This window comes from Lentzea kentuckyensis (genome assembly GCF_002150765.1).
GTDB lineage: Bacteria > Actinomycetota > Actinomycetes > Mycobacteriales > Pseudonocardiaceae > Lentzea > Lentzea kentuckyensis.
This window is the reverse complement of the sequence record NZ_MUYM01000136.1, coordinates 63,793-84,038: the sequence shown is the minus strand read 5'-3', so window position 1 is coordinate 84,038 and position 20,246 is coordinate 63,793. Positions and strand designations below refer to the sequence as shown.

Sequence of the window (20,246 nt, the reverse complement as noted above, 5' to 3'; positions counted from 1 at the left end):
AATACGCTCGGGCCGTGACCAGCATGTCCGATGTGGCCAAGGCCGCAGGGGTGTCCGCTGCGACCGTATCGCGGGCCCTGCGCGGCGAACCGGGCGTGTCCGAGGCGACGCGGCAGCACGTGAGCGAGGTCGCGCGGCGCATGAAGTACGCCATCGCGCGCGACGCCTCGTCGCTCGCCGGCGGGCGCCGGTACGCGATCGCGGTGCTGACGTCCGAGGTCAGCCCGGTGCTGGCGGGCGCGGAGGGCGCGTTGCGGCAGGCCGGTTACGACGTGCTGCTCTACGTGCTCGGGGATGCTGCCTCACGGGCGAAGTTCTTCGACGAACTGCCGCTGGGGCGCCGGGTGGACGGTGTGTTGTTGCTCTCGATCACCACGACCCCGGCCGAACAGGCCGTGCTGGCGTCACTCGAGGTCCCGCACATCAAGGTCGACGACGCCGATCTCCGGCACGCCCTGCGGACCGCGGTGTCGCACCTGATGGCGCTGGGCCACCGCGACGTGGCTTTGGTGCTGTCCGACGGGGTCGACGAGTCGTACGACGAGATCCTGGCGTCGGCGGGCCTGGAGGTGCGTCCGGAGTGGACGGTGTGGTGCTCGCCGACCGTCGACGGCGGCGAGCAGGTGGTCGACGTGCTGCTCGACGGCGAACGCCTGCCCACCGCGGTGATCAGCTCGAACGGCGCCGCCGCGCTGGGCATCTACCTGCGCATGCAGCGGGACGGACGCGCGGTGCCGGACGAGCTCTCCATCGTGTCGCTGGACGGGCAGGAGCTCACCCGCGTGGTCGGGCTGACCGCGGTCGAGGGCGCGGCGAAGGAACAGGGGGAGCGCGCGGTCGCGGACCTGTTCACGCTGATCCGGGGCGGGGAGATCGAACCGGCCGAACACCACGTCCGGCTGGTCGTGCGGAACTCGAGCGGGCCGGTCTCCTGAGTACGGTGGCGTCATGCCCGCCGAAGAGCGTTTGACCGAGCTGCCCGCGCTGCCGACCACCCCCGGCTACGCCCACGCGGTGGCGGTGAGCGGGAAGCTCGCGTTCATCTCCGGGCAGGTGGCGGTCGACGCCGCCGGGTGCGTGGTCGGGGTGGACGACCTGGCCGCCCAGACGCGGCAGGCGTTGAGCAATCTTCATCACGTGATCGAAAATCTTGGCGCCGACTGGTCGGATGTCATCAAGTTCACGTGGTTCGTGCTGGATGCTCGTGAGGTTCAGACCATTCGTGACGTGCGGGACGAGATTCTGCGGCCCGCGCTCGGCGAAGTGCACAACCCGGCCAGCACGCTGGTTCAGGTGGCTGCGTTGTTCGGGCCCGATTTTCTGGTCGAGGTCGAGGCCGTCGTGGCGATTCCCGGCGAAGCATCGGATGTTTAACCAAATGCATCTCTCGGTATGTGTCCCAACTGGCCTGCACCCTTCGGGTGACCAGGGACCATTTGCTCTGGTAATACGCACCGAGCTGTGACATAGCTTGTAGTTGTGGAGGAGTTGGTGGCGCGGCTGGCGGACGCCTGGGGCGTTGCCACTCGGTACGAGAACTCGGACCAGCAAGAGGTCACCGTCGACACCGAGGTCGTCGTCAAGATCCTCGCCCAGTTCGGCGTCGACGCGTCCACTGAGGACTCCGTGGCCCGCGCGCTCGCCGAGATCGAGGCGAAGCGGGCCGAGCGGGCGCTGCCGCCCACGATCGTGATCCGCGAGTACGAGACGTACGACCTGCGCGGCCCCGCGACGATCGAGCTGGAGGACGGCACCAGCTTCGACACCGAACGTCACCTGCCGGACTCGCTGCCGCTCGGCTGGCACCGGATCCGCACCGAGACGCAGACCATCACGCTGGCCGTCGCGCCGCGCACGCTGCCGGACGTGCCGCACACCTGGGGCTGGATGCTGCAGCTCTACGCGGCGCGGTCGAAGGACTCGTGGGGGATGGGCGACTTCGCCGACCTCGCCACCATCGCGCGGCGCAGCAGTCTGGAGCTGGACGCCGGCGTCGTGCTGGTCAACCCGGTGCAGGCGCCGTCGCCGACGCATCCCGTCGAACGCTCGCCGTACTCGCCGACCAGCCGCCGGTTCGCGAACCCGCTGTACCTGCGCGTCACCGACACCGCCGAGTTCCTGCAGGCCCGCCCGCGCACCCGGCAGCTCATCCGCGGCCTCCGGCCCGACAACCAGGACCTGATCGACTACGACGCGATCTGGGACGCCAAGAAGCAGGCGCTGGAGCTGCTCTTCCCCGGCGGCGACGTCGAGATGGACGCCGAGCTGGAGAAGTTCGCCACCTACTGCGCCCTCGCCGAGATCCACGGCAAGGACTGGCGCAAGTGGCCGGAGGATCGCGAGGATCCGCCTGGAGAACGGGTGGCGTTCTACGCCTGGCTCCAGCACCTCTGCACCCGCCAGCTCCAGGACGTCCGGCTGGCCGCGCACGAGGCCGGCATGGCCATCGGCGTCATCCACGACCTCCCGGTGGGAGTCGATCCGGGCGGCGCGGACACGTTCGCCGACCCGGAGGCGTTCGCCATCGACGTCACGGTCGGTGCGCCGCCGGACGCGTTCAGCGCGGACGGCCAGGGCTGGGGCCTGCCGCCGTGGCGCCCGGACAAGCTCGCCGAGTCCGGCTACCGGCCGTTCCGGCAGGTGCTGCGCAGCGTCCTGCAGCACGCCGACGGCATCCGCATCGACCACGTCGCCGGGCTCTGGCGGCTGTGGTGGATCCCGCCGGGCGAGCCGCCGTCGCGCGGCACCTACGTCTACTACGACGCCGACGCGATGCTCGGCGTGCTCGCGCTGGAGGCGTACCGGGCCGGCGCGGTCGTGGTCGGCGAGGACCTCGGCACGGTCGAGCCGGTCGTCACGAAGACGTTGCAGGAGAACGGCATGCTCACCAGCGCCGTCCTCTACTTCCAGCGCGACTACTACGCCCCCGGCCACCCGCTGATCCCGCCGTCGCAGTGGAACCCGAACCAGATGGCCAGCATCTCCACACACGACCTGCCGACCGCGGCGACCTTCTTCGCGGGGCAGGACGGCCCGGATTTCGACGAGTTGATGCGCCAGGAGGGCATCGACCCGCGTGACCGGGTGGCGGGCGCCCACGAGCTGCTCGCGCAGGCGCCCTGCGCGTTGGTCCTGACTTCACCTCAGGACGCTCTGAGGGAAACCCGGCAGCCCAACGTGCCGGGCACGATCGACGAGCACCCGAACTGGAGAATCCCCCTGCCGGTGGCACTGGACGACTTCTTCCCGCGCGTCCGGGAGATCACCCGGCCGCTGCGCGGCCGCGATAGATGAAACTTCCACGTAACGGCAGGTCACGTGCCTGCGGAGTACTGTAAGGCCGTCACCCGACGGCGGACGACGAACGTTTTGGAGGTGGCGTACCAGATGAGCTCAGCCGTGAGCACGCGGACACCAACCGGCGTGCTTGAACTGGCCGTCGAGCAGGTCCTCGCTTCGGTGAGACCCGCTGCACTCGGCGACCCGGTGGTCGGGGCACGGCGCGCGGAAGAGTCCCTGCGTGACGCGCTGCGGGACGCAGGTCCCGTGGAGGACAACATCGCCCTGCAGCACGCGCTGGCGTGTGCGGAGGCCGCTTGTGAACACCTGAAGTACTGCGAGATCCAGGAAGCACGCACGTTGCTCACGGCCGCACGTGGGCAGCTGGTGCTGGCACACGAAGGAGTGTGATGCCGGGTACGGGTTAGGCGGATAGGGTCGCTGGGTAGCTGTTGCTTGTGACGAGGAGCATCGTGCGACCCTGGCCCGGAAGGCCCTACCCGCTCGGCGCTGGTTACGACGGCGTTGGTACGAATTTCGCCCTGTTCTCCGAGGTCGCCGAGTACGTCGAACTCTGTCTCTTCGACGACGACGGCACCGAGACACGCGTGAGGCTGCCGGAGGTGGACGGTTTCGTCCACCACGGCTATCTGCTGGGCGTCGGACCTGGGCAGAAGTACGGATACCGCGTGCACGGCCCGTACGATCCCGCACGAGGCCTGCGGTGCAACCCGAACAAGTTGCTCATCGACCCGTACGCGAAGGCCATCTCCAACGGCCTGTCGTGGGACGAGGCGTTGTACGGGTACAAGTTCGGATCGCCGGACGAGCGCAACGACGCCGACTCCGCGCCGCACGTGCCGAAGTCCGTGGTGGTGAACCCGTTCTTCGACTGGACGAACGACAGGTTGCCGCGGACGCCGTACAACGAGAGCGTCATCTACGAGGCGCACGTGCGCGGCCTCACGATCGACCACCCCGAGATCCCGCCGCGGCTGCGGGGCACCTACGCGGGCCTCGCGCACCCGGTGATGATCGATCACCTGATCAAGCTCGGGGTCACCGCGGTCGAGCTCATGCCGGTGCACCAGTTCATCAGCGATCACACGCTGGCCGAGCGCAGGCTCAGCAACTACTGGGGTTACAACACCATCGGGTTCTTCGCGCCGCACGACGGTTACTCGGCGTTGCCGTTGAACCAGGTGCAGGAGTTCAAAGGCATGGTCCGGGCGCTGCACGAGGCCGGGATCGAGATCATTCTCGACGTCGTCTACAACCACACGGCGGAGGGCAACCACCTCGGGCCCACGCTGTCGATGCGCGGTATCGACAACGAGGCGTACTACCGTTTGGTCGAGGACGACCCGAAGTTCTACACGGACTACACGGGCACCGGTAACTCGCTGAACGTGCGCACGCCGCACACGTTGCAGCTCATCATGGACTCGCTGCGGTACTGGGTCACCGAGATGCACGTCGACGGGTTCCGGTTCGACCTCGCGGCGGCGCTGGCCCGCGAGTTCTACGACGTCGACCGGCTGGCGACGTTCTTCGAGGTCGTGCAGCAGGATCCGGTGGTGTCGCAGGTCAAGCTGATCGCGGAGCCGTGGGACGTCGGGCCCGGTGGGTACCAGGTCGGCAACTTCCCCCCACTGTGGACGGAGTGGAACGGCAAGTTCCGCGACACCGTCCGCGACTTCTGGCGCGGGGAGCCGGCGACGCTGGGCGAGTTCGCGTCGCGCATCACCGGCAGCAGCGACCTCTACCAGGACGACGGGCGCCGGCCGTACGCGTCGATCAACTTCGTGACGGCGCACGACGGCTTCACGCTCAACGACCTGGTGTCGTACAACGAGAAGCACAACGAGGCCAACGGCGAGGACAACCAGGACGGCGAGAGCCACAACCGGTCGTGGAACTGCGGTGTCGAGGGGCCGACGGACGATCCGGAGGTCCGCACGCTGCGAGCTCGGCAGCGGCGGAACCTGATGGCGACCATGTTGTTGTCGCAGGGTGTGCCGATGATCGTGAACGGCGACGAGTTCGGGCGCACGCAGCACGGCAACAACAACGCGTACTGCCAGGACAACGAGGTTTCGTGGGTCGACTGGTCGCTGCTGGAGAGCAACGCCGAGCTGGTCGAGTTCACCTCGGCGCTGGCGGCGTTCCGCAAGGCGCACCCGGTGTTCCGGCGCAAGCGCTTCTTCGCGGGCCGGCCGATCCGCAAGGGCGAGGAGCTGCGCGACATCGCGTGGTTCACCCCGTCCGGCGAGGAGATGACCGAGCAGAACTGGGAGGACGACTTCGGCAAGTGCATCGTCGTCTTCCTCAACGGCGAGGGCATCCCCGACCTCGACTCGCGCGGCATGCGGGTGGTCGACGACTCGTTCCTGATGGGGTTCAACGGCCACTACGAGGACATCCAGGTGACGCTGCCGGACTCCGAGTACGGTCCTGAGTGGAGGGTCGTGGTCGACACGGCGACCGGGCAGGTCGGCAACAGCGAGAAAGCGATCGCCGCGAGCGGGCAGCTCACCCTCATCGCGCGGTCGCTCGTCGTGCTGCAGCGGGTGGGCTGATGGGCGCGCCCTCCTCCACGTACCGCGTCCAGTTCACCCCGTCCTTCACCTTCGCCGACGCCGCCGCGATCGCGGACTACCTGGCGCGCCTGGGTGTTGGCGCGTTGTACGGGTCGCCGATGCTCGACGCGCGGGAGGGTTCCACGCACGGCTACGACGTCGTGGACCCGACCCGTGCACGGCCGGAGCTCGGGGGCGACGACGGGCGCCGGGCTCTGCAGCAGCGGCTGGAGGAACTCCGGCTCGGCCTGGTCGTCGACATCGTGCCGAACCACATGGTCGTGCCGAACCCGTGGTGGGAGGACGTGCTCGCGCACGGCCAGGAGTCGAAGTACGCGCGGTACTTCGACATCGACTGGTCGGAGGGCAAGGTCCTGCTGCCGGTGCTCGCGGAGGACGCCGAAGACGAGGTGCACGAGCACTACCTCAAGGCGAACTGGCGGCGTGGCAACACCGAGCTGAACTACCGGCGGTTCTTCGACATCACCGAGCTCGCGGCGGTCCGGGTCGAGGATCCCGAGGTGTTCGAGGCGACCCACCGCGAGGTGTTGTCCTGGGGCGTCACGGGTTTGCGGATCGACCACCCGGACGGGCTGGCTGATCCCGGCGGTTACTTCCGGCGGCTGCGCGAGCACTTCGACGGCTGGCTGGTCGTGGAGAAGATCCTCGGGCCGGACGAGTCGCTGCCGCAGAGCTGGCCGGTCGACGGCACCACGGGTTACGACGCGTTGCGCGAGATCTGCGGTGTGTTCATCGCGCCGACCGATCGGTTCGACGGCGACTTCCACGAGGTCGAGCGTTCGTCACGGCGGCAGGTCGCGGACTCGATCCTGGTGGCCGAGGTGCGCCGGATCGCCCGGCTCGTCACGGGTGTGCCGTTCGAGGACGCCTGTGCCGCGGTCGCCGAGGTCATGGTCAACTTCCCGGTGTACCGGTCGTACCTGCCGGAAGGCTCACGGTACTGGGAAACCGCGGTCGCGCTGTCGAAATCACCCGCTGTGCGCGCGTTGGACGAGCAGGTGCGGGCCGACCCGCACGGTGAGCTGGCGACCAGGATTCAGCAGACGTCCGGCATGGTCGTCGCGAAGGGCACCGAGGACACCGCGTTCTACCGCTACACGAACTTCGTGGCGCTCAACGAGGTCGGTGGCTCGCCAGACCGCTTCGGGCTGTCCGTCACCGAGTTCCACCAGCGGGCGGCGAACCGGGAAGCCGCCGAGCCGGACGCCATGACCGCGCTGTCGACGCACGACACCAAGCGCTCGGAGGACGTGCGGGCCAGGTTGGCCGTGCTGGCGGAGATCCCGGACGAGTACCTGGCGTTCGAGTCCGCGATGACCGAGAAGCACGGCATCTCCGAACCGTCGCTGAACCGGCTGGCGTGGCAGTCGCTCGTGGGCGCCTGGCCGATCACCGAGGAACGGCTGGGGCAGTACCTGGAGAAGGCCTCCCGCGAGGCCAAGATCAGGACGTCCTGGGTCGACCGGAACGCCGAGTTCGACGCCGAGGTGGCCGCGTGGCCGGCGAAGGCGGTGAACGAGCCGGAGGTGAGCGCGTTCGCCGAACGGATCAAGGCACCCGGCTGGTCGAACTCGCTGGGGCAGAAGCTGGTCCAGCTCACCGCGCCGGGCGTGCCGGACGTCTATCAGGGCACCGAGCTGTGGGACCTCTCGCTGGTCGACCCGGACAACCGCCGGCCGGTCGACTACCAGGTGCGCCGCGAGCTGTTGGAGCGCATCGACTCCGGCTGGCTGCCGGAGGTCGACGACTCGGGTGCGGCGAAGCTTCTCGTTGTGCGGAAGGCTTTGCAGGTGCGCAAGCGCGGTCTGCGCGGCTACCGGCCGCTGCACGCCGAGGGGCCCGCAGCCGAGCACGTGCTGGCGTTCGAACGGTCCGGCGTGATCACGGTGGCGACCCGGCTGCCGGTCGGGCTGGAGCAGAAGGGCTGGCAGGACACGGTTCTGCCGTTGCCGGGTCCGGAGTGGACGGACGTGCTGACCGGGCGGCCGGCGGCCGAGGAGCTGGCGTCGTTGCTCGACCGCTATCCGGTGGCACTGTTGGTGCGAGGGGAATCGTGAGCTTTTCGGTCTGGGCACCGACGCCCGAATCGGTGCACGTGCGCGTCGACGGTTTCGACCACGAGATGAAGCGCGACGGCGACTGGTGGCACGCCGCCAAGATCGATCTGGCGGCCGAGGGCACGGACTACGCGTTCGTCATCGACGGCAACGCGTACCCGGATCCGCGGTCGTTGTGGCAGCCCAACGGCGTGCACGAGGCCTCTCGCGTGTACACGCACGACTTCGAGTGGACCGACAGCGGCTGGACCGGCCGTGCGTTGCCGGGCGGTGTGATCTACGAGCTGCACATCGGCACGTTCACGCCGGAGGGCACGTTCGACGCCGCCATCCCCAAGCTCGACCACCTGGTGGACCTCGGCATCACGTTCGTCGAGGTCATGCCGGTCAACAGCTTCGACGGCGTCGAGGGCTGGGGCTACGACGGCGTCCTGTGGGGTGCCGTGCACAGCCCCTACGGCGGGCCGGACGGGTTCAAGCGGTTCGTCGACGCCTGCCACGCGCGTGGTCTCGCCGTGCTGCTCGACGTGGTCTACAACCACCTCGGCCCGTCCGGTGCGTACCTCGACAAGTTCGGGCCGTACTTCGCCGGGCGCAACGACTGGGGCCCCGGGCTGAACCTCGACGGGCCGAACTCCGACGAGGTGCGCCGGTACGTGATCGACAACGCCCTGCAGTGGCTCGGCGACTTCCACGTCGACGGGCTGCGGCTCGACGCCGTGCACGCGCTGGCCGACCGGCGGGCGGTGCACGTGCTCGAAGAGCTCGCGGCCGAGGTGGACGCGCTGTCCGCGAGGGTCGGGCGGCCGTTGACGTTGATCGCCGAGTCCGACCTGAACGACGCGAAACTGGTGACCGCGCGCGAAGGCGGCGGTTACGGGCTGCACGCGCAGTGGTCAGATGATCTGCACCACTGTCTGCACGTGGCACTGACGGGCGAGACTTTCGGCTACTACGAGGACTTCGCGGCGCCGGGGGCGTTGAAGAACACGCTGGAGAAGGTGTTCTTCCACGCCGGGACCTGGTCGTCGTTCCGGGAGAAGCACCACGGCAAGCCGGTCGACACCGCGCTGATCCCCGGTCACCGGTTCCTCGCGTACACGCAGAACCACGACCAGGTGGGCAACCGCGCCACGGGTGACCGGCTGCCGGCCACCGTCTCGACCGGGAAGTTGTTGTGCGCGGCGGCGATCGTGCTGTGCTCGCCGTACACGCCGATGATCTTCATGGGGGAGGAGTGGGCCGCCTCGACGCCGTGGCAGTTCTTCGCGTCCTTCCCGGACCCGCAGCTGGCCGAGGCCGTCCGGACGGGCCGCCGCCGCGAGTTCTCCCGGCACGGCTGGGGCGAGTCGGACGTGCCGGACCCCATGTCGCCCCGGACCGTGGAGAACTCACGGCTCAAGTGGGACGAACTGGCCGAGGGGGATCACGCGAAGGTGCTGGAGACCTACCGGGCGCTGATCGCGTTGCGCCGCTCCCGGCCCGAGCTGGCCGATCCGCGGTTGGACAGGTTCCTGGTGGAGCAGGACGGGGAGTGCCTGGTGCTGCACCGCGGCACGACCCGCGTGGTGGTCAACCTCGGCACGACCCCCGTCCCGCTGCCTCAGGGAGACGTGCTGCTGACCTCCTCGGCGAACCCGTCGTCGCTGTCACCGGAGTCGTTCGCGGTGGTCGCGTCGACGTGATCCCACAGCATCTGGTCGGCCACGTTGACGGGCCGTCCCAGATGCGCGTGCACGAACGCCATGACCAGCCGGTCGGCGGCGACGTGCAGCTTGATGTTGTGGTGCTGAGAGATGTGCACCAGCAGCTGGAACGCCTGCTGGGGTGTGCAGGGTTTGCGTGCGGCGATCAGGCCCGTGGCCTGCCCGATGACAGTCCGGGACACCAGAGCTTTGCGCAGCCCCGCCACCTCGGCCTCGAGGGCGGTGATTCTCGCGGACGGCACCGCCTGCTCCTTTCGCGTCGTCGTGTCACAGCGGCATGCCGGTGGGACGACGGCGCTCGGGAGCTCTCGACAAGGCGGGACACACCCAGAGCAAGCCGTCTCATCGGCTTGCGGCTGGGTTCTCAACCGCGAGTGATCACCTTATCAACTGTTTCGGACGGTGCTCGCCGGGTAACCAATCGACGTAGCTGACCACGTACTTAAGGAGCCTGATCCATGGGTGCCGACGACAAGTTCAGCAACAAGGCAGAAGAGATGAAGGGCCGCGCGAAGGAAGCTGTCGGCGACGCCACGGACAACGAGCAGTGGCAGGCAGAGGGCCGCGCCGAGCGCGCGAAGGCCGACATCAAGCAGGCCGGCGAGAAGGTCAAGGATGCCTTCCGCTCGGACAAGTAAGACCGCTGACGCCGCCCAGTTCGTCCCCGAGGGGAGGAACTGGGCGGCGTTGCGTTCTGCGTCGCGCGAATGCCGTGGCTGTGACCTCTACCAGGACGCCACGCAGACCGTTTTCGGCGAGGGACCGGTGCCCGCGCGGCTGATGATGGTGGGCGAGTGCCCCGGTGACCGCGAGGACACCGAGGGTCACGTGTTCGTGGGCCCGGCCGGGCGGTTGCTCGACAAGGCGTTCGCCGCCGCTCGAATCTCCCGCGACGAGGTCTACCTCACGAACGCGGTGAAGCACTTCAGGTTCACCGAGCGAGGCAAGCGCAGGATCCACCAGACGCCACGACGGGGTGAGGTCGTGGCGTGCTTCCCGTGGCTGCGCGAGGAGATCCGGGTCGTGCGGCCGGAGCTGATCGTCGCGCTGGGTTCCGTGGCGGCGAAGGCGTTGCTGGGGCCGTCGTTCAAGCTGACCGAGCACCGCGGTGAGGTGCTGGAGCACGAGGGGCTGCGGGTCGGGGTGACCGTACACCCGTCGGCGGTGGTGCGGGCCGAGAACTTCAGCGAGGCGTTCGACGCGTTCGTGGCCGATCTGACGGCCCTGAAGAAGTCCTGAAGCGGTCCCGAAGCGGTCCTTGAGGGGCCGGAAACGGGACAACCCCCGGACGGCTCCTGCGCGAGCAGGCCGAGCGGGACCAGCGCTCGAAGTCCGGGGGTCGGGTGGCTGCCTGGGTTTACGACTAGGCGTCACCAAAGGCGGTCCTAGCGGACAGCCACCTCACGAGTCCTGTAGCTATACAACTTTGGACCACCTCCTCTCTTGTGTACGTCGAACCTATGTCGGGATCGGCTGGCGTCGCAACGGACTTTTCCTCACGCATGCCGACTTGCGTGATTCGCGTAGAATCCGCAGTCATGGTGCGCATTCCCCTGACGTCGACGGAGCGGGAGCGCGGCAGGCGGCTCGGTCAGTTGCTGCGGGACGCCCGCGGCGAGGAGAGCATGGTCGAGATCGCGGCCCGCGCCGGGTTGTCGGCCGAGACGGTGCGCAAGATCGAGACCGGACGTGCTCCCACGCCGTCGTTCTTCACCATCGCCGCGCTCGCCGGTGCGCTCGGCATCTCGCTGGACTCCATCAACGAACTGCTGGCGCCGCAGAGCCGCTCGGCCTGAGCGGCCTCACCACGTGACCAGCAGCGCCAGCGGGCCCCTCATGGCCAAGCCGGTCCGCCACCGCACGTCCTCGGCCAGGCGCAGTCCTGGGAACCGGTCGAGGATCGCCGTCAGTGCGACCTGCAGGTCCATCCGTGCCAGCTGCGCGCCGATGCAGTGGTGCGGTCCGTGCCCGAACGTCAGGTGTCCCTTGGCGTTGCGCGTCACGTCGAACCGGTCGGCGTCGGCGTACTGGCGCGGGTCCCGGTTGGCGGCGTGTTTCGCGAGCAGCACCGCCTCGCCGGCTTTCACGGTGCCGCCGCTGAGTTCCACGTCCTCCAGCGCGTACCGGGGCAGGATGTCGGAGATCTCCTGGGCCGGGATCCAGCGCAGCAACTCCTCGACGGCGCCGGGCATCAGCTCCGGGTTCTCCCGCAGCAACCGGGCCTGGTCGGGGAACCGCAGCAGTGTGTGGACCGAGTTGGCGATGTGCGCGGCGGTGGAGTCGTAGCCCGCGCCGAGCAGCAACACCGTCAGCTGCACCAGTTCTTCGGCGGTCAGCCGGTCGCCTTCCTCCTGCGCCACCACCAACGCACTGATCAGGTCGTCTTCCTGGTGCTCACGGCGTTGGTCGGCGAGCCCGGCGAGGTAGGCCGCGAGTTCGCCGACCTTCGCCAGCTTCTCCTCGTCGGACATCGCGGTGATCGACATGAACGCGGCGGCCAGGTCCTGGAAGTGGTCGCGGTCGGCGTACGGCACGCCGAGCAGGTCGCAGACCATCAGTCCTGGCAACGGCACCGCGTACGCCGTCACCAGGTCCGCCGGCGGGCCCGCCTTCTCGATCTCGTCCAGCAGGTCGCCGGCCAGCCGTTGTGCGTTCGCCCGCAGCTGTTCGACGCGGCGCACGGTGAACGCGTGCGCCAGCAACCGGCGCAACCGGGTGTGGTCCGGCGGGTCGAGGTCGGTCAGGATCGCGCCCATTCGCTGCGGGCCCATCCGAGGGGTGTCCCGCACCGCGGCCTGCGCGAGGCTGAACCGCGGGTCGCTGAGCGCTAATCGCACGTCGTCGTATCTGGTGAGCAGCCAACCCTCTTCCCCGTAAGGGAGTTTGACGCGGGCCAGCGGTTCTTCGTCGCGCAGTCGTCCGTACAGCGGGTCGATCTCGAGCCCGTCCACCGGACCGAACGGGTAGGAACGCACAGACATGGCATCCTCCAGAACTTGGGCGGCGCAGTCATGATGCGCGCTGGGAGAGCGTGAACACCACAGGTCCGTCTTGAATCGCGCGGAAAACGCTTTCATCCGACGGCTGACTAAGCTTGACCCACTCTGAGGGGCGTCATAGGCTGCGGTCGTAGTTACACCTCCGATCTTTGGTCGCTGCCGCCGCAGGCCCGAAGGGTGTTCTGTGGATCTGTCGCGGCGCGGGTTGCTCGGTGGAGTGGTGGCAGGGGCGGCGCTCACGGCGTTGCCGATCACGGCGAGTGCGGATCCGGGGATCACCGGGTGCGCCACGAGGATCGACTGGGAGCGGTTCCTCGGTCAGCAGGACCTGGTCTGGCAACGGATTCCGCGCGCCTGGTACGAGGGTCCCTTTCTGGGCAACGGTTTTCTCGCCACCGCCTGCTACCGCGAGCCCGGCGCGAACGCCGTCCGGTTCACGGTCGACCACGCGAAGGTGCAGGACCACCGGCCGCAGTTCGGCAACGAGTGGGGAGTGGCACGGCTGCCGGTCGGGCGCCTGCTGCTGACGCCGGTCGGCCGGATCACCGGGGTCGACCTCAGGCTCGACCTGTGGAACGCGGAGCTGCGCGGCAAGGTCATCACCGACCGGGGCGAGCTCGCGCTCAGGCTGTTCGTGCACGCCGAGAAGTCGTTGCTGCACCTGGAAGTACGGCCGAGCGGCGGGGAAAACGGCGCCACGCTGGAGTTCCTGGCCCTCGACGCGCTGAGCCCGCGCACGATCAGGGAACCACCGCCCGCGACGTTCCCGCTCAACCCCAAGCCGGTCACCCGCACCGAGAACGGGCTCACGCTCGTCACCCAGGAGATGGTCGCGGGCGGCCAGACGGCGACGGCCTGTCGCGTCAGGAAGTTCCACGGCCGCACGGACTTCCTGCTGTCCGTCGACCACTCGTTCCCCGATCGCACCGCCGAGGCGACGGTCAGGGACGCGATCACCACAGCGCCTGTCCCGGAGTTGCTGCGCCACCAGCACCAGAAGTGGTGGCATGCCTTCTACCGCAAGAGCTTCGTATCCGTGCCGGACGCGCTGATGCAGAGCTTCTACTGGATCCAGCTGTACAAGCTCGCCTCAGGTGCGCGCGGAGAAGCCCCGATCATGCCCACCACCGGGCCGTGGCTGGAACCGACGCCGTGGCCGTCGGTGTGGTTCAACCTCAACGCCCAGCTGGAGTACTGGGCCGTGCTGGCGTCGAACCACCTGGAACTGGACCCGATTCCGCGCACGATCGCGCAGAACCAGCAGATCCTGGTCGACGCGCTCAGACCGGAGTTCCGCGCGGACTCGATGGGGTTGCGGCGCAGCACCGACCCGACGTTCCAGGACGCCGGGTTCGTCGGCTCGCCGTTGCACCCGTCGCCGGACCCGGAGATCGGCAACCTGCCGTGGTTGCTGCACAACGCGTGGCTGAACTACCGCCACACCATGGACGAGCGGATCCTGCGCGACACGGTCTTCCCGGTGCTGCGCCGGTCGACCAACTACTACCTGCACTTCCTCCGCAAGGGCAACGACGGCAGGCTGCACCTGCTGCCGACCTACTCGCCCGAGTACGGCGTCGCGCCGGACTGCAACTTCGACCTCGCGCTGCTGCGGTGGTCGTGCCGGACGTTGATCGACAGCGCCCGGCTGCTCAAGATCGACGATCCGCTCGCGCCGAAGTGGCGGGAGGTGCTCGACCAGCTCGTCGAGTACCCGGCCGACGCGGGCGGGTTCATGATCGGCGCCGGGGTGCCGTTCGCGAAGTCGCACCGGCACTACTCGCACATGCTCGCGGTCTACCCGTTGCACGAGGTCAACTGGGAGCAGCCGGAACGCCGCGACCTGATCGAACGCTCGCTGAAGCACTGGCTGAGCTTCGAGGGGTCGTTGCGCGGCTTCACGTTCACCGGCGCCGCCTCGATCGCGGCCCAGATGACCCGCGGCGACGACGCGCTGCGCTACCTGCGCGAGTTCGTCACCCGGTTCGCCCAGCCGAACACCATGTACTTCGAGGCGGGCCCGGTGATCGAAACGCCCCTCTCCGCGGCGAAGTCGTTGCAGGACATGCTGATCCAGAGCTGGGGCGGGCTGATTCGGATCTTCCCGGCCGTGCCCGCCGGCTGGCGGGACGTGACCATCCACGACACTCGGACCGAGGGTGCGTTCCTGGTCAGCGCGGTGCGCAGGGGCGGCAGGACGCGGTTCGTCCGGGTGCGCAGCGAGGCGGGCGAGCCGTGCCGCGTCCGCACGGGCATCGAGGGGCCGCTGACCGTGCGGGGCTGCTCCCGGTGGAGCGTCCGCGACGGTGTGGTCGAGCTGGAGCTGCGGCGTGGTCAGGAAGCGCTGATCCACGCGCGGGGCGAACGCGACTTCACCATCGCGCCGGTGCGGATCACCGAGCCGGCCAGGCGCTGGGGCCTGCCCGCGTTGCCGCCCGGTGGCAGCGCGGTGCCGGTGGACATCAGCGCGGCGCTCGACAACGACGGGCTGTCCAACGAGTTCACCAGCCGTGACGGCGACTTCGACGGGCTGGGCGACACCTACCCGGCCGCCCAGCTGCCGCAGACCGGGTCGGTGACGGACGACAGCATCCTGTTCGAGTTCCACAACGGCGACGAGGCGAGCAAGAACAACATCATCGCCAACGGGCAGACACTCGCCGTGCCGGCCGGGAAGTACGTGAAGCTGCACCTGCTCGCGGCCGCGGACACCGGCAACGTCGAGGCGGACGGCGCGGTCACGTACGCCGGCGGCGCGGTGCCCGCCAGGTTCCGGGTGACGGCGTGGCAGCAGCGGCCGCAGTTCGGCGAGTCGGAACCCGTTGCCACGACGCTGATGCACACGCCCGCCGGTCCGGTCGCCAAGCAGGTGTCGATCTTCCACCAGAGCATCGAGCTGGACCCCGCCCAGGAACTCTCCGCCGTCACTCTGCCCAGGACGAGCGGGCCGCGCCTGCACGTCTTCGCGATCACCCTGGAGAAGCCGAAGTGAGATCACTGCTCACCGCGCTGGCGCTCGTCGCAGCGTCCGTGGTCGTCCCCGCCCCATCCGCCACAGCCGATGCCGACCCGACCCTGGCCCTGACGCCGCCGATGGGGTTCAACAACTGGAACACCACCGGTTGCAACATCAGCGAGCAGATGATCCGCGACATGGCGGACATCTTCGTGACCAAGGGGCTCAAGGACGCCGGCTACCAGTACGTCAACGTCGACGACTGCTGGGCCGACGCCACCCGCGACCCGGCGACCGGACGGCTGCGCAACCACCCGACCCGGTTCCCCAGCGGCATGAAGGCGCTCGCGGACTACATCCACGCCCGCGGCCTCAAGTTCGGCATCTACACCAGCGCGGGCACCCAGACGTGCGCCAAGACGATGCCGGGCGCACTGGACCACGAGGAGATCGACGCGCAGACGTTCGCGGACTGGGGCGTCGACTACCTCAAGTACGACAACTGCAACAACGAGGGCCGTCCCGCACTTGAGCGCTACACGAAGATGCGTGACGCGCTGAAGAAGACCGGCCGTCCGATCGTCTACTCGATCTGCGAGTGGGGCCAGAACAAGCCGTGGGAGTGGGGCAAGGGCGTCGGGCATCTGTGGCGCACCACCGGTGACATCAACGACACCTGGTCCAAGACCGTCGAGATCCTCAAGCTGAACGCGCCGCTGGACTCCTATGCCGGGCCTGGCCACTGGAACGACCCCGACATGCTGGAGGTCGGCAACGGCCAGCAGACGACGGTGGAGTACCAGAGCCACTTCGCGCTGTGGTCGATCATGGCGGCACCGCTGCTGATCGGCGCGGACCTGCGCAAGGTGTCGCAGGAGCACTTCGACATCCTGCGCAACAAGGAGATCATCGCGATCAACCAGGACCGGCTCGGCGTCCAGGGCAAGGTGATCTCGCAGAAGGACGGGCACTGGGTGTTCGTCAAGCCGTTGACCAACGGCGACAAGGCGGTGGCGCTGTTCAACGAGTCCGAGGTGAACGCGACGATCTCCACCTCCGCGCGGGACCTCGGACTGCCGCGCAGCGTCGGCTACACCGTGCGGGACCTGGGGCAGCACAAGAGCTTCCAGTCCGCCGGCCAGATCTCGGCCGCCCTGCCACCGCACGGCACCGCGATCTTCCGGGTGAAGGCGTCGCAGGACTGGTACCGGTACGAGCCCGCGATCGACGCCCAACTGGACATCACCGCTCGGATTCCCGGGATCCCGAGCACCATCACCCCGGCCGGTGAGCCGTTCGTGGCCACCGTGACGGCGACCAACCAGGCGCCGATCCCGGTGCTGAACGCTTCCACTTCTTTCGTCGCGCCCGCGGGGTGGAAGGTCGAGAAGCTGTCTTCGGAACGCGCGCCGGTGCTGCTGACCTCACAGTCGGTGCAGGGCAAGTGGAGAGTGACGCCGCCCGCTGGGGTGACGCCGGGAGCGCATGTGGTGAACGGCGCGCTGAATGCCACGTGGGTCGGGCACGGAAGGCTGTCGCGGCCGGTGAACTCCGGTGTGCTGGTGCCGGTCGCGCCGCCGTCCGGTGCCTCGCTGTGGGCCAGCGACGTCAAGTTCACCACCGAACGCAGTGGCTATGGGCCTGTCGAGCGGGACAGGTCCAACGGCGGGTACGTCGGCGGTGACGGCAAGACGTTGACCATCAACGGGAAGACGTACGAGAAGGGACTCGGCGCGCACGCCAACGCCGAGCTGATCCTTTACGTGGGCGGACAGTGCACGTCGTTCTCGTCGGACGTCGGCATCGACGACGAGCGCGACGTGAACAAGCAGGGCTCGGCGATCTTCGAGGTCTGGGCGGACGCCACCTTGGTCGCCTCCAGCGGCCTGCGGACGTGGCAGGACGACGCGGTGTCGCTCTCAGGCTCGTTGCAGGGAGCCGAGTTCCTGCGGCTGGTCGTGAACGACAGCGGTGACGGGGTCAGGTTCGATCGGGGAGACTTCGCCGGCGCAAAGCTGACCTGCTGAGCCCGACCGCCGCGATGACGGCGACGAGCACGCCCGTGGACAGGATCTGGCCGCGGGCCTGCTCGTCGCTGAGCATCAGCACGATGATCGCGGCGATCGCGGCCAGGGCCAGCCAGGAGAGGTACGGGTAGCCCCACATCGGGACCGTCGGATTCTCGATCGTGCGCCGCAGGCGGATCTGGGAGACGGCGATGAACGCCCAGACGACCAGAAGGGCGGAGCCGACGGCGTTGAGCAGCAACAGGAAGACGGTGTCCGGCCACAGGTAGTTCAGCAGCACGGAGAAGAACCCGAACGCCACCGACGCCAGCACCGCGTTGCGGGGGACGCCGTTCTTCCTGTTCAGCAACGCCTTGGGGGCCTCGCCGCGTTCGGCCAGCGAGCAGAGCATGCGGGCGGCGCCGTAGAGGGTGGCGTTGATGGCGCTCAGCAGCGCCACGAAGATGACCACGTTCATGATCTGCCCGGCCGCCGGGATGCCGAGCCGGTTCAGCACCGCCACGTACGGGCTGGCACCCACCTCGGAGTCGTTCCACGGCAGCAGGGTGACGACCACGGCCATCGAGCCCAGGTAGAAGACGAGCAGGCGGGTCATGGAGGTGCGCACGGCCTTGCCGATGGCGTGCTTCGGGTCTTCGGCGTCGGCCGCGGCGATGGTGACGACTTCGAGGCCGCCGAACGCGAACACCACGGCCATGAAGCCCGCGACGACGCCGCCCCAGCCGTGGGGCATGAAGTCGGTGAGGTTGCTCAGACCGGGGGAGTCGACGTTCGGGAGCAGGCCCGCGATCGCGGCCGCGCCGAGCGCGAGGAAGAGGACGATCGCCGCGATCTTGAGGCCGGCGAACCAGAACTCGAACTCGCCGAAGTTGCGGACGTTGGTGAGGTTCACCGCGGTGAGGGCCGACATGAAGATCAGCACCCAGGCCCACTGCGGCACGGACGGAACCCAGCCCGCGGCGATCTTCGCGGCGCCGGTCGCCTCGACCGCGAGCACCACGCCGACGGTCGCCCAGTAGGCCCAGCCGACGGTGAAGCCCGCCCACGGACCCAGCGCCTTTTCGGCGTGCACGGAGAACGCGCCGCCGCTCGGGTACTCGGCGGCCATTTCGCCGAGCATGCGCATGACGAGCAGCGCCAGAATTCCGGCAAGTCCGAATGAGATGAGCACTGCCGGACCGGCCAGTGCGATGCCCGCGCCCGTTCCGACGAACAGGCCCGCGCCGATCACACCTCCCAGCGCGATCATGGTGACGTGCCGTTCCCGCAGGTGAGTCACTCTCTCCAGCCCCGTTCGAGTGTGCCGATGGCGGCCCGATAGTGAGTTCATAACGGCGGAGAGTCAAATCGTGTGATCGGAGTTACATCGCACGGAAAAAGTGAGGGTGAGATCGATGAACTCGCCTAAGGGAGTATTGCCGCAACTCGACACGTTCTCGAGTGCCCTTGAGCGTTACTCGGACTGGGGATGGCTGGTCCTGCGCTCGGAGAACCGCCTCCTGCTGACCACGGACCACCAGGTGTCCGCCGTGGAGCTCGGGGCAGGGATCGGCGAGGAGGTGCGGCACTACCTGTCGGTCCGGATGCTCGGCGGCCCGGTGGTGGTGTTGCCCGGCGCTCCCAGGAGGTGGCTCATCCTCACGTCGTCCGCGGACGAGGCGTCGCAGGTGAACCTGATCCGGTTGCGGGCTCGGGGCGCTCTGACGCACCGGCTGGGCACGCTGGTGCCGTTGCCGCCCTCGCGGATCGATCGCGGGCTGGTCGGGTGGCTCGGTGAGGTGCCGGCGGAGAAGCCGTTCCTGCCGCCGTTCTCGGCCGTGGTGGCGGCGTTGCGGGCGGTCACGGAGACTGCCGGGTTGCGCTGACGGGTGGCGGGACGTTCGCCACGAAGTGGTTCAGGGTGTTGCCGCGGTCGGCGAAGTTCACGACTACGTAGGTGCCGTTGCGGCCCTGCTTCAGGCCCACACCCACGCGCGTGGACGACTTCCAGACCATCGCGGTGAAGTGCAGGACGCCGTAGTCGATGTTGGACGGCGTCATCTCCTTCGTGTAGTCGTAACCGCTGGATTCGCTGTACCAGCTTTGCAGCGCCTTTGTCGCGACCGCGTCGATTGCGCGAGTGCGGCTGCTGACCCAGTAGAGGTTCTCGCCGTAGGGGTTGTCCGGACGGTGTTCGAAACCGTCTGTCTCGTGGAGGTGATCTGCCCATTCCTGAGCGGTATGAGTCACTTCGGAATCGAGGGAGAGAGGGTCGGCGCCGTGCTTTGCGCGGTAGGAGTTGAGAAGTTCCACCGTCATTGCGACGGGGTCAGCGGCCAGTGCGGGGGTGGCCGGGACCAGTAGAGCGGTCGTCACGGCGATTACGGTGAGCATCGTTCGCATGACAGGTTTTGTCCCCCAAATGGGCTATGCGGGGCAAGACCTTGGGGTGAATGGGGCGTCTTGATAGGCGCTGCGTAGCCGTGACATCGTCCAAGTGTGTGATGCAGGACACAAGGTGGCGAAGTGATCTGGGACACCCCTACGACCCCCTTGGGTTAGCGGCGACTACCCCGGTTGCGGTGGAAATTCACTCCACAGGACGCGGCTGAGCCTCTACGGTTTGTGATGTCAGCCACCACG

The 20,246-nt window shown here is 68.3% G+C and carries 17 protein-coding genes; 13 read left to right on the top strand and 4 right to left on the bottom strand.

Annotation, left to right across the window (positions count from 1 at the left end; genetic code table 11):
* The first annotated feature begins 23 nt into the window (after positions 1-23).
* The 7 genes from B0F77_RS42380 (at position 24) to treZ (ending at position 9,621) form a co-directional block, all read left to right on the top strand.
* On the top strand, positions 24-935 hold the full coding sequence (locus B0F77_RS42380) for a LacI family DNA-binding transcriptional regulator (RefSeq protein WP_086668717.1): 912 nt from the start codon (positions 24-26) through the stop codon (positions 933-935).
* Positions 936-948: 13 nt separating this feature from the next.
* Positions 949-1,374 carry a RidA family protein gene (locus B0F77_RS42375; RefSeq protein ID WP_086668716.1) on the top strand — a complete coding sequence of 142 codons (426 nt, stop codon included), beginning with the start codon at positions 949-951 and terminating at the stop codon, positions 1,372-1,374.
* A 105-nt stretch (positions 1,375-1,479) separates the two neighbouring features.
* Positions 1,480-3,294 carry a 4-alpha-glucanotransferase gene (locus B0F77_RS42370; protein ID WP_086668715.1) on the top strand — a complete coding sequence of 605 codons (1,815 nt, stop codon included), beginning with the start codon at positions 1,480-1,482 and terminating at the stop codon, positions 3,292-3,294.
* Between the two features lie 93 nt (positions 3,295-3,387).
* Positions 3,388-3,690, top strand: coding sequence for a hypothetical protein (locus B0F77_RS42365; RefSeq protein ID WP_086668764.1), 303 nt, complete (start codon positions 3,388-3,390; stop codon positions 3,688-3,690).
* A 62-nt stretch (positions 3,691-3,752) separates the two neighbouring features.
* The gene (gene glgX, locus B0F77_RS42360; RefSeq protein ID WP_086668714.1) at positions 3,753-5,858 is read left to right on the top strand and encodes a glycogen debranching protein GlgX; all 2,106 of its coding nucleotides are present in this window, start codon (positions 3,753-3,755) and stop codon (positions 5,856-5,858) included.
* Complete coding sequence (gene treY / locus B0F77_RS42355; RefSeq protein WP_086668713.1) at positions 5,858-7,936, top strand: malto-oligosyltrehalose synthase; 2,079 nt, start codon at positions 5,858-5,860, stop codon at positions 7,934-7,936. The genes glgX and treY overlap by 1 nt, the downstream gene beginning before the upstream one ends.
* Positions 7,933-9,621 (top strand): malto-oligosyltrehalose trehalohydrolase, encoded by a 1,689-nt coding sequence (treZ, locus tag B0F77_RS42350; protein WP_086668712.1) that lies wholly within the window; start codon positions 7,933-7,935, stop codon positions 9,619-9,621. Before treY ends, treZ begins: the two co-directional genes overlap by 4 nt.
* On the opposite strand, the gene B0F77_RS42345 is transcribed toward treZ, so the two are convergent.
* On the bottom strand, positions 9,540-9,884 hold the full coding sequence (locus tag B0F77_RS42345) for an ANTAR domain-containing protein (protein WP_086668711.1): 345 nt from the start codon (positions 9,882-9,884) through the stop codon (positions 9,540-9,542). The two genes, treZ and B0F77_RS42345, sit on opposite strands and share 82 nt — an antisense overlap.
* A 216-nt stretch (positions 9,885-10,100) precedes the next feature.
* Between B0F77_RS42345 and B0F77_RS42340 the strand changes: the two genes are divergently transcribed.
* The 3 genes from B0F77_RS42340 (at position 10,101) to B0F77_RS42330 (ending at position 11,438) form a co-directional block, all read left to right on the top strand.
* Entirely contained in the window at positions 10,101-10,280 is a 180-nt protein-coding gene (locus tag B0F77_RS42340; RefSeq protein ID WP_030473283.1) for a CsbD family protein, read from the top strand.
* Positions 10,258-10,881 (top strand): UdgX family uracil-DNA binding protein, encoded by a 624-nt coding sequence (locus B0F77_RS42335; protein WP_086668710.1) that lies wholly within the window; start codon positions 10,258-10,260, stop codon positions 10,879-10,881. Before B0F77_RS42340 ends, B0F77_RS42335 begins: the two co-directional genes overlap by 23 nt.
* Positions 10,882-11,180: 299 nt before the next feature.
* Complete coding sequence (locus B0F77_RS42330; protein WP_086668709.1) at positions 11,181-11,438, top strand: helix-turn-helix domain-containing protein; 258 nt, start codon at positions 11,181-11,183, stop codon at positions 11,436-11,438.
* Between the two features lie 6 nt (positions 11,439-11,444).
* Here the strand turns inward: B0F77_RS42330 and B0F77_RS42325 are convergent, their stop codons facing one another.
* Positions 11,445-12,623, bottom strand: a complete 1,179-nt coding sequence (locus B0F77_RS42325; protein WP_086668708.1) for a cytochrome P450 — start codon at positions 12,621-12,623, stop codon at positions 11,445-11,447.
* Between the two features lie 202 nt (positions 12,624-12,825).
* On the opposite strand from B0F77_RS42325, the gene B0F77_RS42320 reads away from it, so the two are divergent.
* Entirely contained in the window at positions 12,826-15,633 is a 2,808-nt protein-coding gene (locus tag B0F77_RS42320; protein WP_086668707.1) for a glycosyl hydrolase family 95 catalytic domain-containing protein, read from the top strand.
* Positions 15,630-17,624 (top strand): NPCBM/NEW2 domain-containing protein, encoded by a 1,995-nt coding sequence (locus B0F77_RS42315; protein ID WP_245849371.1) that lies wholly within the window; start codon positions 15,630-15,632, stop codon positions 17,622-17,624. Before B0F77_RS42320 ends, B0F77_RS42315 begins: the two co-directional genes overlap by 4 nt.
* Here the strand turns inward: B0F77_RS42315 and B0F77_RS42310 are convergent.
* The gene (locus B0F77_RS42310; RefSeq protein ID WP_245849370.1) at positions 17,578-18,903 is read right to left on the bottom strand and encodes an amino acid permease; all 1,326 of its coding nucleotides are present in this window, start codon (positions 18,901-18,903) and stop codon (positions 17,578-17,580) included. The two genes, B0F77_RS42315 and B0F77_RS42310, sit on opposite strands and share 47 nt — an antisense overlap.
* Before the next feature lie 115 nt (positions 18,904-19,018).
* On the opposite strand from B0F77_RS42310, the gene B0F77_RS42305 reads away from it, so the two are divergent.
* The gene (locus B0F77_RS42305) at positions 19,019-19,489 is read left to right on the top strand and encodes a hypothetical protein (RefSeq protein ID WP_143467207.1); all 471 of its coding nucleotides are present in this window, start codon (positions 19,019-19,021) and stop codon (positions 19,487-19,489) included.
* Here B0F77_RS42305 and B0F77_RS42300 read toward each other — a convergent pair.
* Positions 19,464-19,997 carry a CAP family protein gene (locus B0F77_RS42300; protein ID WP_158102984.1) on the bottom strand — a complete coding sequence of 178 codons (534 nt, stop codon included), beginning with the start codon at positions 19,995-19,997 and terminating at the stop codon, positions 19,464-19,466. The two genes, B0F77_RS42305 and B0F77_RS42300, sit on opposite strands and share 26 nt — an antisense overlap.
* Positions 19,998-20,246: the final 249 nt, after the last annotated feature.